We start from the raw sequence: 14,565 nt of genomic DNA on the forward strand, positions 1-14,565 counted from the left end.
TTGTTTGAGCTTTTATTTGTGTTAATATTATATGAACTTAATGAATTCAATTCCACCCAGTTGATCATCTTGAAGAATATCCAGAACAATTGTTTTATATTTTGGATGTTCTAAAATAATATTTTCTTTAAACTGCCATTTTGATCCAGGTTTATTTGCATCTGTAGAATCAACAAATTTGTAATATGCTTTACTTTCCCATTTTCCAAATTTGATGGTGTTTAAATTAGTTTTTAAATTAGATTCTTTTGGTAAATTAAATGTTATAAAATCTATAATTTCTTGAATGTCAATTTTTCTATTCATTAAAATTAAGAACTCGGTTTATCTTTCGGGGGAAGTACATTCAACATCTCCGCATGAATCTTTTCAGCTGCAGAATCAAGCCTGTCCTGAACAATATCAGAATCTTTCGACTTATAAACAATTCCTACATGATAGTCGATTGGAAGAAATTTCACAACTTCTTCACATTCAAAATCTTTATAATTGGGAGCTAAATCTTTAATCAACGCTACGATCAATCCCGAATAATATCCAGTTGGTTTTGAAACTTCGTAATGATTTCCTCTTAGCAATGCATCTTCAATCTTTGCCCATTCACGCCAAATATTAATATTGCTAGAAGCTTCTACCAAATCTGGAATATGCGCACCTCCAACTCTTGAGGAAGTTTCCAGGAAATACCATTTTTTGTCTTCTTTACCACGAATAAATTCTGTGTGAGTAGCACCATTAAGCAAGCCAAAGTTGTTTAAAACTTTTGCATTAGCTTCTTCCAAAGCTTTAAACTCTTCAGAATATCTTCCTAAAGTTTTGGTTCTGAAAACCCCGCCCTCATGAGAAACCTGCATCGGTGGAGCAAGGTATTTTGAAGCAGAAGTAAAAACAATCTCTTTATTGAATGTTAAACTGTCTACATGGTAAACATCGCCTGGTTTAAAACTTTCGAGAAGAAATAAATGTCTCTCTTCACCCAGTTTTTCCAAAGCATTCCAAAGCTCTTCCTGAGTTTTTAATTTTTTAATTCCTGATGCTGAAGCTTCAGAACGTGGCTTCAAAACCCATGGCGGAGAAACTTTTTCGGTGAAATCTTTTACTTCCTGATCATTAAACACAGCAGTAAATTCAGGAACATTGATTCCGGAGTCTTTTGCTTTTTGACGCATGGCGAGTTTATCTCTGAAATAACGGTGCGTTGTCTGTCCCATTCCGGGAATACGGAATGTCTCACGAATCAGTGCAGCTTTTTCAACATCATAATCATCCAAAGCGATTACAGCATCTACTTTCCTGGTTTTCATCAAGTGAGAAAATCCCTGAATAAGATGATCAAGATTCCAGACCGAAGGCTTTATCTCCGGCATATAGAAAACTTCATCGACAGCGTGCCATGGCCAGTTTTTTTCTTTTAAATTTTCCGATGTTACGAGGATGATTTTATTACCGAGTTTTTTCATCTCGTCCATAAAATCGTAACCTTTATAATAGCACGAAATGCATACGATGGTTTTCTCCTTCATATAATGATTTTTAATTTTTATTAAATTATAAAAAATAAAAGCTTATGATTGTTGATTATTTAATATTAAAAATTGATAATCGGTGTGCTTTTGAAAATTACTAATCAAGTATAAGAAGAAAAATTTTAAAAAACTAATTTTTAATGATAATTTTCGATTAAATCGGCCAGTAATTGCACTCCAAAGCCGGTTGCTGCTTTTTCTTTTGCATATCCTACACTTCCAAATGCAACTCCTGCAATGTCGAGATGTGCCCAATTTGGATGGTTTCCGATGAATTGTTCCAAGAATTTTGCAGCAATAATACAATCTCCGAGAGGTTTCATTGAAATATTTTTAAAATCGGCAACATCAGATTTAAAATCATCCAACCAAACATCCCATAAAGGAAGATTCCATAATCTCTGATTAGTCTTATCACCGGTTTTAATTAAAAGATTTTTCAAATCCTCATTGTTAGAAAACATCGCTCCACAAGTGTCTCCAAACATTCTTACCGAACTTCCTGTAAGGGTTGCAAGATCAATTAAAATATCCGTTTTGTAATTTTTTGAAAGATAAGATAAGCCATCTGCAAGAGTCATTCTGCCTTCTGCATCGGTGTTTAAAACTTCAATTGTTTTTCCGTTGTAAGCCGTAATGACATCGCTTGGTAAGTAGGCATTTTCAGAAATTGCATTGTCAGTAATCGGTAAAATTGCTGTAATGTTAACGGGAAGTTTCATTTGCGATGCGTAAATTAGTGCTCCAATCACTGCGGTTGCACCTCCCATGTCAGATTTCATATAGTGCATATTGTCTGAAGCTTTCAGGGAAATTCCCCCCGTGTCAAATAAAACGCATTTTCCTACAAGCCCAAAAGTTTTGGCGTTTTTCTCCGTTGTTTTATATTCCAAAATAGTAAAAGCGGCATCATAAGCACTTCCCTGATTAACAGAAAGAAAGGCTCCAAGACCTAATTCGGCACATTTTTTTCTATTAAAAACGGTGTGCTTTAACTGATTTTTCTTGGCTAAATTCTTTAGATAAGTATTGAAGATCTCAGGCTTTTTTAGATTGGCTGGTTTATTAAGCCAATCCTGACAAGCTACTTGTCCTTGACAGATCGCATCTATTCTTGAAGAAATAGTATCTAATTTTTTCTGGCTTAAATTCCCAAAATGAAGCTCGAAAGATTTATTCCAAAAAGGATGGGTTTTATCAAATGGGTAAGTGTAAGTTCCTAATAGTAATCCTTTTGTGAACTCTTCAAATTGTTTTTGAATAATGAATTCAGAAATTAATAACGTAGGTACGGTTTGTATATTTTTTTTTTGAGTCTGAGAGAATTTTACTCCAATTTGCTGAAATTCAAAATTCTGTAAAGTTTCTTTTCCAAGACCTATATAATAAGTGATGGTTTTTTCACTGGTTTCTATAAAAACTTCATGTTTTTTTCCTGAAAAAAGAAGGGCAATATTTTTGTTGAATTTTTTAGAGTTTAGAGTCCAGGATTCTTCTGTGAATAATTGAAAGATCTGAGCATATTGTTTATTTTTTTTATTGAATAATTGCATTTTTAAATCGTTTTATTTTTAATATTTTCCTGTTTTGGTGTTACTTCAACAGGGTTTTCTGTATTATTATAGAAAAGCCATTCAATTGCTCTAGGAAATTCCTGTGACCAATAAAATTCGCTATGTTCTCCGTCGGGATTGATATTGGTTTTAAATTCAAAATCAAAAAGGTTTTTCTTTTCCCACCGTTGTAAATAGTTTTCAAAAACCTGAATTCTTTTTACCATTTTAGCTCCTTCCTGTTCGCCTCCATAAAGATAGATTTTAGTCTTAAAAGGAACTCTGAAACTCATCATCGGAAAGTTATTGTTGGGTTCTATCCAAAGGGAAGGTGAAAAAATAAGCAGTTTAGAATAAACTTCAGGGTAAAGAAAACCACTGTAAAGACTGATGAGCGCTCCTAAAGAGCTTCCGCCAATCCCTGTGTTTTCGCGGTCTTTTTTTGTACGATAATGTTCATCAACAAAAGGTTTTAAAGTGTCAGTAACGAATCTGATGTATTTTTTCCCTTCAGATCCGTTGGCAACGTTATCATTATCGAAAATATATTCTTTAATCCGGTCTTCGCTTCCGTGTTCTACTGCGATTACGATAACATCTCCACGACCGTATTCCGCAAGAATCGATAGTTTTTTGTCGATCTCCCAGTTTCCGTAGGCGCTGCCTTCATTGAATAAATTTTGAGCATCCTGAAGATAAAGCACAGGATATTTTTTATCTGAAATATAATAATCGTAGGGTAAAAGTGCCCAAACTTTACGGTAACGGTCAAGCTGCGGAATGTAAAATTCTTCAGAGATCACCTCAACAATAGGGAAGAACTCATCTTTAAATGGTCCCCAGTTGAATCTCCATTTTTCCACAAAATCATTGGTTGTTCCAGATTTTTTGTTGATTTTTCTGTTTGGCGTAATGTTTCCGTACTGATCCAGTTCTACATTTTCCCAACCGCCTTTTGTGAATTTATATTCTATGTCATCACCTAGCAATTGGTCTTCAATGTCAATGCTGTAGATGTTTTCATCCAAAATTGTAAGTTGAAAATGGTAATCTTTAGGATTCCATTTATTAAAATTTCCGGTGATGAAAATAGGTCTGCTGTCTTTTTCTGCCGTATTGAGCGTAAATTTCATTCTGTGTTTTTAACGGTTTTAAAACTTTCAAATTTATAAAAAATATTTTTATGAATTCTTTTTAATATTGATTAAAAATAGCTCCAGCCAAGGGAAAATTTTATATATTTGGTAGTCATCGTAATTCTGTAAAAGATATATGTTTATGATGATGTAGACCAAAACCGATTATGATGAATTTTGTAAAAACCTACACCCTTTTTACGGAGCATGATGTCTATCTTTTTAAAGAAGGTAAACATTACAGACTCTACGAAAAGTTTGGTGCTCATTCTGTTGAAAAAGACGGAATAAAAGGGGTTTATTTTTCGGTTTGGGCTCCGAATGCCAAAAAAGTTTCCGTTATCGGGAATTTTAATAACTGGAATCACCGAGAACATATCCTTTTTCCGAGATGGGATCAATCCGGGATTTGGGAAGGTTTTATTCCTGCGCTTTCTTTGGGAATACTTTACAAGTATGCAATAGAAACGGCTCAAGGAAAAATTTTAGAAAAAAGTGATCCATATGCTTTAAGCTGGGAACAAAATCTCCAGGCTGCATCAATGGTCTCTACCAATTGGTATGAATGGAGCGATCAGGAATGGCTGGAAAAACGCTGGCAAAAAAACAGTTTAGAGGCTCCGATTTCCGTTTACGAATTACATTTAGGTTCGTGGCTACGAAACGAAAATAATCCTGAAAAATTTCTGAATTACAGAGATATTGCCTCAAAACTGGTTCCTTATATTAATGAAATGGGTTTTACTCATGTAGAGTTTATGCCCGTGATGGAATATCCTTATGATCCGAGTTGGGGGTATCAGATTACCGGTTTTTTTGCAGCAACGTCTCGTTTTGGTTCTCCGCAGGATTTGATGTTTTTAATTAACGAACTTCATAAAAATGATATTGGCGTTATTTTAGATTGGGTTCCTTCGCATTTTCCGGGTGATGCAAATGGATTGCATCGTTTTGACGGTTCTTATTTATATGAACATGAAGATCCCAGAAAGGGGTTTCATCCCGATTGGAAATCTTATATTTTTAATTACGGACGAAATGAAGTGAAATCTTTTCTAATTTCAAATGCGGTATTCTGGCTCGATCGTTATCACGCAGACGGACTTCGGGTTGATGCGGTAACTTCAATGCTTCATTTAGATTATTCAAGAAATGAAGGCGAATGGGAACCGAATATTTATGGAGAAAATGTAAATCTTGAAGCAAAAGCTTTTCTTCAGGAATTTAATACAGCCGTTTATAAAGAATTTGGAAATAATATCATGACCATTGCTGAGGAAAGTTCAGACTTTCCAAAGCTGACAAAGCCTGTACATGAAGGCGGGGTAGGATTTGGTATGAAGTGGATGATGGGATGGATGCATGATACTTTATTTTATTTTAAAGAAGATCCAATCAATAGAAAACATCATCATAACAAGCTGACTTTTTCTTCGATGTATATGTATAATGAAAATTATATGATTCCGCTTTCGCACGATGAAGTGGTACACGGAAAAGCAAGTTTGATCTATAAAATGAAAGGTGATGAATGGCAGAAATTTGCCAATCTTAGAGCTTTGTATGTTTATATGTTTACGCATCCCGGAGCAAAATTATTGTTTATGGGTGATGAATTCGGGCAAACCAATGAATGGAATTTTAAGCAGAGCTTAGATTGGCATTTGTTGGAATATCCGGTTCATAAAGGTTTGCAGACTTTAGTGAAAGATCTGAATCATCTTTATAAGAACGAAACAGCGCTTTTTGAAAATCAATTCAATCAAAATGGTTTTGAATGGGTTGAAGCCAACGATCAGGAAAATTCTGTCTATATTTATTTAAGGAAAGGAAAAAGAAGGGATGATGTTTTTATGGTGATCTTAAATCTTACCCCAAATGTTTTAGATTATAAAGTTGGCGTAAATTTAGGTACACACTGGGAAGTAGTTTTGAATTCCGATGATGAAAAATACAATGGAAGCGGAGTTGAGGCGAATATCTTCAGAGAAGATCACGATGAATGGATGAACCGTCCAAGATCAATAAGCATAAATCTTCCTGCACTTTCCGGAATTGTTTTAAGACAGAGAAAAGATAAAAAGTATAAATTAAATAGGATTAAACAACACAAAAAATGACAATATTTCACCTCAGTACAGAATGTTATCCCGTAGCAAAAGTTGGCGGACTTGCAGATGTGGTCGGTGCTTTGCCAAAATATCAGAACAAAATAAAAGAGGTCAACGCAAAAGTAGTGATGCCTTGGTATAACAAACATTTTGTGTACGACTATGATTTTGAAGTGGTTTTTGATGGGTTTATTCATCAGGGTTCCAATATGCTTCAGGTTCAGGTAATGAAAGAAACGACAGATGTTTTGGGATTTGAATTGTTTATGGTGAAAATTCCGGGATTGCTTGACCGTGAAAATCCTTATGGCTATCAAGATGAAAGTTTTCAGTTTTTAGCTTTTCAGCACGGGGTTTTACATTGGTTGACTGCGATGAAAATTCGTCCCGATGTTTTGCATTGTCATGATTACCATACAGGTTTGGTTCCTTTTATGATAGAAAACTGTGAAGAGTTTGAATTTTTAAAAGGTGTAAAAACGATAGGAACGATTCATAACGGTGAATATCAGGGAATGATGAGTTGGGATATGGTCAATTATATGCCTGCTTTTGATCATCACAAATGGGGACTTCTCGACTGGAATGGCTTTATCAATCCTTTGGCGAGTATGATTAAATGTTGTAATGCTTTTACAACGGTTTCAGAAGGATATTTAGAAGAATTGTTTGTGAGTTTCAGAGGTCTTGAAAGTTTGGTAAGAGAAGAATTTTCAAAAGCTTATGGAATTATCAACGGGATCGATACAGATGTTTGGAATCCACAGACCGATCCAATGATCGATTTTAATTTTAATAGCAAAAATGCACTTAAAATAAAGAAGAAAAACAAGGCTAAACTTTGTAAAGAATATGGTTTAAATCCTGAACTTCCTTTGTTTGCTTTTATCGGAAGATTTGCTACTGAAAAAGGTGCAGATTTGCTTCCGGATTTAATTTGGCGAAGTATTAAGCAGAGTTTCGGAGGTTTAAATATTATTGTTCTTGGTTCAGGAAATGCTTATATAGAACAACAGTTGAAAGAATTGGACTCAGTTTATTCAAATTTTGCGACAGATATTGGATATAAAGAACATTTATCACATAAAATTTACGCTTCGGCAGATTTTTTGTTGATGCCTTCAAGAGTTGAACCTTGCGGTCTCAATCAGATGTATGCAATGCGTTACGGAACTGTTCCTGTGGTGAGTTATACAGGAGGATTGAGAGATACTGTAAAAGATATTACAACCGGAGGTTCCGGCTTGAATTTTACCTATCCCGGAGTTGACGATATTATTCACGCGATGAGTCGTGGTGTGAATATTTACAAAAACAAAGCACAAATGGATGAATTGGTTTTGTCTAATATGAAATTTGACTTTGCCTGGGAAAAATCAGCTGAAAAATATTTAACATTATATAAAAATTAAAAAAAAACGCAGATATTTATGAAACACAACGTTATTTCTATTGTGTTGGGAGGAGGTAGAGGAACAAGGCTTTTTCCATTGACTTATACAAGGTCTAAACCCGCTGTTCCGATTGCAGGAAAATACAGATTGGTAGATATTCCGATCTCGAATTGTTTGAATTCAGGATTAAATAAGATCCTGGTTTTGACTCAGTTTAATTCGGCTTCTCTTAACTCGCACATTAAAAATTCTTACCACTTTGATATTTTCAGTCAGGGTTTTGTAGATATTTTGGCAGCAGAGCAGAATGTTGACAGTGACAGCTGGTTTCAGGGAACTGCAGATGCGGTTCGCCAATCAATGAAGCATCTTGAAAAATACGATTATGAGTATATTCTTATTCTTTCAGGAGATCAGCTGTATCAGATGGATTTTAATGAAATGCTCGATTTTCATATCGATAATGGAGGTGATGTAACAATTGCAACGATTCCTGTAAATGCAAAAGATGCAACAGGTTTTGGAATTTTAAAATCTGATGATGATGGAAATATCACTTCATTCGTTGAGAAACCAGGATTTGATGAGCTTGAAGGTCTACAATCTGAAGTTTCAGAAGAAAATAAAGCGAAAGGAAAAGAGTTTTTAGCTTCGATGGGAATTTATATTTTTTCTAAAACAATTTTAAAGAAAATGTTTGATGAGGGAGCTGGAGATGATTTCGGAAAAGATATTATCCCAAATTCTATCGGAAAATATACAACGCTTAGTTATCAATACGAAGGTTACTGGACGGATATTGGAACCATTGAATCTTTCTACGAAGCCAACTTAGATCTTTGTCATGATTTTCCCCAGTTCAATTTGTTTTCATCAGCACCAATTTTTACACGTGCAAGAATGCTTCCGCCATCAAAAGTGAATGGTTCTTATGTAAGTAAAGCTGTTTTCGGAGACGGATGTATCATCATGGCAGATAAAATAGAAAATTCTGTGATTGGAAATCGTACTAGAGTTGACAAAGGTAGCACCATCGTTAATTCATATATTATGGGAGCCGATTTTTATCAAAATACCACAGAAATTGTGAATAACGACCGAAAAGGTTTGCCCAACATGGGGATCGGGAAATACTGCTACATTGAGAAGGCGATTTTAGATAAAAACTGTTTCATCGGTGATAATGTAAGGATCATTGGTGGGAAACACCTTCAGGACGGTGATTACGGAACGCATTCGGTACAGGATGGAATTGTTGTCGTAAAAAAAGGTGCGATACTTCCTCCGGGAACCCACATTGGATAAAAGGCTAGAAGTTTGATGCTGGAAGATGGATGTTTTGAGAAATTATAACTTTGAAGTTTTGTTTTTAATTCAAAATTTTTGCGGTTGAATATCAAACATCCGCCATCAAGCTTCCATCACCCATCAAAAATAAAAAACAAGAGTGATCAAGATATTGGTCACTTTTTTTATTTGTATTACTTTTGTACGATGCGTTTTTTTAAAATCATAGCGGTTATTATAGTTTTGTTAGTGGGAGCTTATGCGGCTTCCATGTATTATTTTGTAGATGAAAGTAAAGAATTTACGATAGAGAAAGAAGTAGATTATCCTTTAGAAAAGGTCTTCAACCAGTTTAATAATTTACAGAATTTTACTCGTTGGAATAATTTTTTCTCCAGCTCAAAAACCATTACGATTGATTATTACACGCCTTACGAAGGAAAAGGAAGTGCAATTAGTTACAATGATCCTAAAAGCGACGATGGTGGCGAAATGTTTATCCGTTACGAAAATCCAAACAAAACGCTGAGGTATCAGCTTTTCGAAGATGAGGATGAAAATCCTACTCTAATTGATGTGAAATTTACCGCAGTTTCTGCTGAAAAAACAAAGATCACTTGGTATGTTCATACTCCGAAGTTATCAGTTTTATCAAGAGCTCAGAATTTTTGGACTGAAGATAAATTTGCGGATAACATCGAGAAAAGCATGCTTAATCTTAAAAATGTTTTAGGAAATAAAGTAGAAAAAGACAATCAGCTGGCTGCCATAAAATACGACAGTCTTATGGTGGAAAAGGAAGAGGAGAAAATGATTTTGGGGGTGAATGTAAGTACTTCTAATAAAAAAGATGCTTTGTACAGAAATATTGTCATGAATTATAACAAAATAAATAATTTTGTGACGATGGATTTAGGTAAAAAAAGTGATGAAGTAGGATATCCTGTTTTGATTACCGATGCCGACAATTTTAAAGACAATGAGGTATCTTATTTTTTCGGAATTCCATTATCAAAAAGAATTGGAATTTCAGATAATAATTTCAGTTTCAGATCTGTGAACCCGACAGAAAATTATGTAATCTATTTCAAAGGATCTTATCCGGCAAGAATAAAAGCAATTCAGCAGCTTATACAAAAAGCAAAGAAAGACAAAATGCGCTATGGTGATGTTTATCAGACTTTTATAGAGCCGCCTGTGGAAGGTCAGGATGTTAACATGAAACTTTCTCTCTCTGTTTATAGATGATTTTTTCCCAATTCTCTTTTTTATATTTTTTTTAAGGTTTTGAGGTTATCCCAACTCGGTTTTTTTTATTAAATTTGAAGATTAATACGTTAAACAAAATTTAATAATAGATAAACTGTAATAATGGACAGATTTTCATTCCTAAACGCAGCTCATTCTCAGTTAATTGAGGATTTATACCAACAATACTTAAAATTTCCTGACTCTTTAGAACCATCATGGAAAGCCTTTTTTCAAGGCTTTGATTTTGCCATTGAGAACTACAGTGATGACGAAAGCATCCAGTACGTGCAAAATTCGGTGAAATCTTCACCTGCAGTGCAGCAGATTTCTCAGGCGGCTTCAAACGGTGAAGTTCCGGAGCACATCAAAAAGGAATTTAAGGTGGTAAACCTTATTGAAGCTTACAGAACGAGAGGTCACTTGTTTACAAAAACCAATCCGGTGCGTGAAAGAAGGCATTATACGCCAACTTTGGATATTGAAAATTTTGGGCTTGACAAGTCTGATTTAAATACAAAATTCAACTGCGCTGTTGAAACAGGTATGAAAGGTCCTGCAACTTTACAGGATTTGATTACACACCTGCAAAGCATCTACTGCGATTCTATTGGTGTGGAATACATGCACATCAACAACGTTCAGGAGAAAGACTTTATCAAGCAGTGGCTTCAGGTAAACGAAAACCACCCAATTCTTTCGGCTAACGAAAAAACTGAAATTTTATTAAAATTAAATCAGGCGGTTGCGTTTGAAAATTATCTTCATACAAAATTTGTTGGGCAAAAAAGATTCTCACTGGAAGGTGGCGAAACTTTAATTCCTGCTTTGGATCAGTTGATCTCAAGATCTTCTCAGTTAGGAGTTGATGAGGTTGTTCTGGGGATGGCTCACAGAGGAAGATTAAATGTTTTAACCAATATTTTCGGGAAATCTTACAAGCAGATTTTCTCAGAATTTGAAGGAAAAGAATTTGAAGAAGATGTATTCTCTGGTGACGTAAAATACCACTTAGGTTCATCTAAAAAAATAAAAACAGCTTCTGGAGAAGAGGTTGCAATTAATTTGACTCCGAACCCGTCTCACTTAGAAACTGTTGCTGCTTTGGTAGAAGGTATTTGCCGTGCAAAAGTAGACGATAAGTATAAAGATTACTCTAAAGTTTTACCAATCATTATTCATGGTGATGGTGCATTGGCAGGTCAGGGTATTGCTTACGAAGTTGCTCAGATGATGACTTTGGACGGTTACAAAACGGGAGGTACAGTTCATATTGTTGTAAATAACCAGGTTTCATTTACAACCAATTATATGGATGCAAGATCTTCTACGTATTGTACAGATGTTGCGAAAGTAACAGAATCTCCTGTAATGCACGTAAATGCAGATGATGCAGAAGCGGTAGTTCATGCGATGCATTTTGCTGCTGATTTCAGAGCTAAATTTGGTAAAGATGTTTATATCGATTTATTAGGATACAGAAAATATGGTCATAACGAAGGTGATGAGCCAAGATTTACACAGCCTAATTTGTATAAATTAATCTCAAAACACCAGAACCCAAGAGAGATTTATAAAGATAAACTGTTGAAAGACAACGTTACATCAAACGATGTAATTGCAAAAATGGAAACAGAATTCAAAGCGCTTTTAGATAAAGACTTTGATGCTTCTAAGGAAATCGAAAAGAATGTGATGGATATTTTCATGGCAGATGACTGGACGAATTTCCCGATTGCAAAAAGAGGAGCTGTACAAGATGCTGTTGATACAAAATATGATTTAGCTAAGCTAAAAGAATTGGCAATTAAAATGTCAACACTTCCTGCTGATAAAAAATTCATCAATAAGATTACAAGACTTTTCGATAACAGAATCAAAGCTATTGAGGCAAACTCTTTAGATTGGGCTCTTGGAGAGTGGTTGGCTTATGCTACACTTCTTGTAGAAGGTCACAACGTAAGAATTTCTGGTGAAGATGTGGAAAGAGGTACATTTTCTCACAGACATGCTGTTGTAAAAACGGAAGATACAGAAGAAGAGTATGTTCCTTTAAAAGAAGTTTCAGAAAGCAGATTTGATGTTTTCAATTCTCACCTTTCAGAATACGGAGTTTTAGGATTTGATTACGGGTATGCAATGGCATCTCCGAATACTTTAACGATTTGGGAAGCTCAGTTCGGAGATTTCGTCAACGGAGCTCAGATTATTGTCGACCAGTATTTGGCTGCAGCAGAAGAAAAATGGAAAATTCAGGACGGTTTGGTAATGTTGTTACCTCACGGTTCAGAAGGACAGGGTGCAGAACACTCTTCAGCAAGATTGGAAAGATTCCTTACGCTTTGTGCTAATGAGAATATGGTTGTTGCGAATATTACTTCTCCGGCAAACTATTTCCACTTATTAAGAAGACAGTTGAAATGGGCATTCAGAAAGCCATTGATCGTAATGAGTCCAAAATCTTTATTAAGACATCCAAAAGTGGTTTCTCCGCTTGAAGATTTCTCAAACAAAGGATTCCAGCCTATTTTAGATGATCCTACTGCAGATCCTGCAAAAATTGAAAAATTAGTTCTATGTTCAGGTAAATTATACTTCGAATTATTAGCTAAAAAAGAAGAATTAAATTGTGAAAATGTTGCATTGGTAAGATTCGAGCAGTTATATCCGCTTCAAACTGATGCTATCGAAGCTATTTTTGCTAAATATGATAACAGAAAATCAATCATTTGGGCTCAGGAAGAACCAGAAAACATGGGAGCTTGGTCTTATATCTTAAGAAATTTCAGAGATACAGGAATTCAGGTTGTTTCTCCGGTACCAAGTGGTGCACCGGCTCCGGGAAGTCACAAAATGTTTGAAAAAAATCAAAATGCTGTAATCAACAGAGTATTCGACAGAGACGATGCTCCGGCTAAAAGACCAGTAACAGCTTAATAAAAAAATAGAAGTTAGAAATTAGAGGTTAGAAATTAGTCTTTCATCTTTTATCTATTTTCTCAAAGTCTTAATAAATATCAATTAAAAAAATAAAAAATACGATATGTCAATTTTAGAAATGAAAGTTCCTTCACCGGGAGAATCAATTACAGAAGTTGAAATTGCAACTTGGCTTGTAAAAGATGGTGATTATGTACAAAAAGATCAACCAATCGCTGAAGTAGATTCAGACAAGGCAACTTTAGAATTACCTGCAGAAGAAAGTGGTATTATCACTTTAAAAGCTGAAGAAGGTGATGTGGTACAAGTAGGTCAGGTTGTTTGTTTAATTGATATGGCTGCAGCTAAACCGGAAGGTGCTGCTCCTGCTGCTGAAGCTCCAAAACAGGAAGAAGCTAAAGCTGCTGAACCTGCAAAAGTAGAAGCTCCAAAACCAGCTCCGGCTGCTCCTCAATCCTACGCTACAGGAACTCCTTCTCCGGCTGCCAAGAAAATTCTTGACGAAAAAGGAATTGATGCTGCTCAGGTTTCAGGTTCTGGAAGAGACGGAAGAATCTCTAAATCTGATGCTGAATTAGCTGCTGTTCCTGCAATGGGAGGAAACTCTTTAACAGCTACAGGTGCAAGATCTACTACAACAACTAAACTTTCAGTTCTTAGAAGAAAAATCGCTCAGAGATTAGTTTCTGTAAAGAACGAAACTGCAATGTTGACGACTTTCAACGAAGTTGATATGTCTGAGATTTTCAGATTAAGAAAGCAATATAAAGAAGAATTTGCTCAAAAACACGGAGTAGGACTTGGTTTCATGTCTTTCTTTACAAAAGCGGTTACAAGAGCATTACAAATGTATCCTGATGTGAATGCATCTATCGATGGAGACTTCAAAATTAATTATGATTTCTGCGATATTTCAATTGCAGTTTCAGGTCCTAAAGGATTGATGGTTCCTGTATTGAGAAATGCTGAAAACATGTCTTTCGCAAACGTTGAAGGAAACATCAAAGATTTGGCTATCAAAGTAAGAGACGGTAAAATTACGGTTGACGAAATGACTGGTGGTACTTTCACTATTACAAATGGTGGTACTTTCGGATCGATGTTGTCTACGCCAATTATCAACCCGCCACAATCTGCAATTTTAGGAATGCACAACATTATCCAAAGACCAGTTGCGGTTGACGGACAGGTTGTAATCAGACCAATGATGTATGTTGCAATGTCTTACGATCACAGAATTATCGACGGTAAAGAATCTGTAGGGTTCCTTGTTGCGGTAAAAGAAGGGATCGATAATCCGGTAGAAATTCTATTGGGTGGAGACGAAAGAAAAGGCTTAGGATTATAATATTTTTTTAAATAGATATATA

General features: G+C 35.3%; 10 protein-coding genes. 6 read left to right on the plus strand and 4 right to left on the minus strand.

Features of this window, described 5'->3' with window-relative positions:
• Window positions 1-27: 27 nt before the first annotated feature.
• The 4 genes from FDY99_RS19970 to FDY99_RS19985 form a co-directional block, all read right to left on the minus strand.
• Entirely contained in the window at window positions 28-306 is a 279-nt protein-coding gene (locus FDY99_RS19970) for a hypothetical protein (RefSeq protein WP_139423448.1), read from the minus strand.
• 5 nt (window positions 307-311) lie between these two features.
• Window positions 312-1,523: an ATP-grasp domain-containing protein gene (locus tag FDY99_RS19975; protein WP_102980209.1), complete on the minus strand. Its 1,212-nt coding sequence runs from the start codon at window positions 1,521-1,523 to the stop codon at window positions 312-314.
• Between the two features lie 140 nt (window positions 1,524-1,663).
• Window positions 1,664-3,079, minus strand: coding sequence for a leucyl aminopeptidase family protein (locus FDY99_RS19980; RefSeq protein WP_139423449.1), 1,416 nt, complete (start codon window positions 3,077-3,079; stop codon window positions 1,664-1,666).
• A 2-nt stretch (window positions 3,080-3,081) separates the two neighbouring features.
• Window positions 3,082-4,212: an alpha/beta hydrolase-fold protein gene (locus FDY99_RS19985; RefSeq protein WP_139423450.1), complete on the minus strand. Its 1,131-nt coding sequence runs from the start codon at window positions 4,210-4,212 to the stop codon at window positions 3,082-3,084.
• Window positions 4,213-4,385: 173 nt separating this feature from the next.
• Here FDY99_RS19985 and glgB point away from each other — a divergent pair, with 173 nt between their 5' ends.
• From glgB to odhB, 6 genes are all read left to right on the plus strand, one after another.
• Window positions 4,386-6,335: a 1,4-alpha-glucan branching protein GlgB gene (glgB, locus tag FDY99_RS19990; protein WP_185148753.1), complete on the plus strand. Its 1,950-nt coding sequence runs from the start codon at window positions 4,386-4,388 to the stop codon at window positions 6,333-6,335.
• On the plus strand, window positions 6,332-7,738 hold the full coding sequence (locus FDY99_RS19995; protein WP_139423452.1) for a glycogen synthase: 1,407 nt from the start codon (window positions 6,332-6,334) through the stop codon (window positions 7,736-7,738). Before glgB ends, FDY99_RS19995 begins: the two co-directional genes overlap by 4 nt.
• A gap of 18 nt (window positions 7,739-7,756) precedes the next feature.
• A complete protein-coding gene (locus FDY99_RS20000; protein ID WP_139423453.1) occupies window positions 7,757-9,025 on the plus strand; it encodes a glucose-1-phosphate adenylyltransferase in 1,269 nt (422 codons plus the stop codon).
• A gap of 84 nt (window positions 9,026-9,109) precedes the next feature.
• The gene (locus tag FDY99_RS20005) at window positions 9,110-10,255 is read left to right on the plus strand and encodes an SRPBCC domain-containing protein (RefSeq protein WP_228448873.1); all 1,146 of its coding nucleotides are present in this window, start codon (window positions 9,110-9,112) and stop codon (window positions 10,253-10,255) included.
• A 123-nt stretch (window positions 10,256-10,378) separates the two neighbouring features.
• Complete coding sequence (locus tag FDY99_RS20010; RefSeq protein ID WP_102980215.1) at window positions 10,379-13,192, plus strand: 2-oxoglutarate dehydrogenase E1 component; 2,814 nt, start codon at window positions 10,379-10,381, stop codon at window positions 13,190-13,192.
• Window positions 13,193-13,298: 106 nt separating this feature from the next.
• On the plus strand, window positions 13,299-14,543 hold the full coding sequence (gene odhB / locus FDY99_RS20015; RefSeq protein ID WP_139423454.1) for a 2-oxoglutarate dehydrogenase complex dihydrolipoyllysine-residue succinyltransferase: 1,245 nt from the start codon (window positions 13,299-13,301) through the stop codon (window positions 14,541-14,543).
• The last annotated feature ends 22 nt before the right edge of the window (window positions 14,544-14,565 follow it).

It is taken from the genome of Chryseobacterium mulctrae (genome assembly GCF_006175945.1).
Taxonomy (GTDB): Bacteria; Bacteroidota; Bacteroidia; order Flavobacteriales; family Weeksellaceae; genus Chryseobacterium; species Chryseobacterium mulctrae.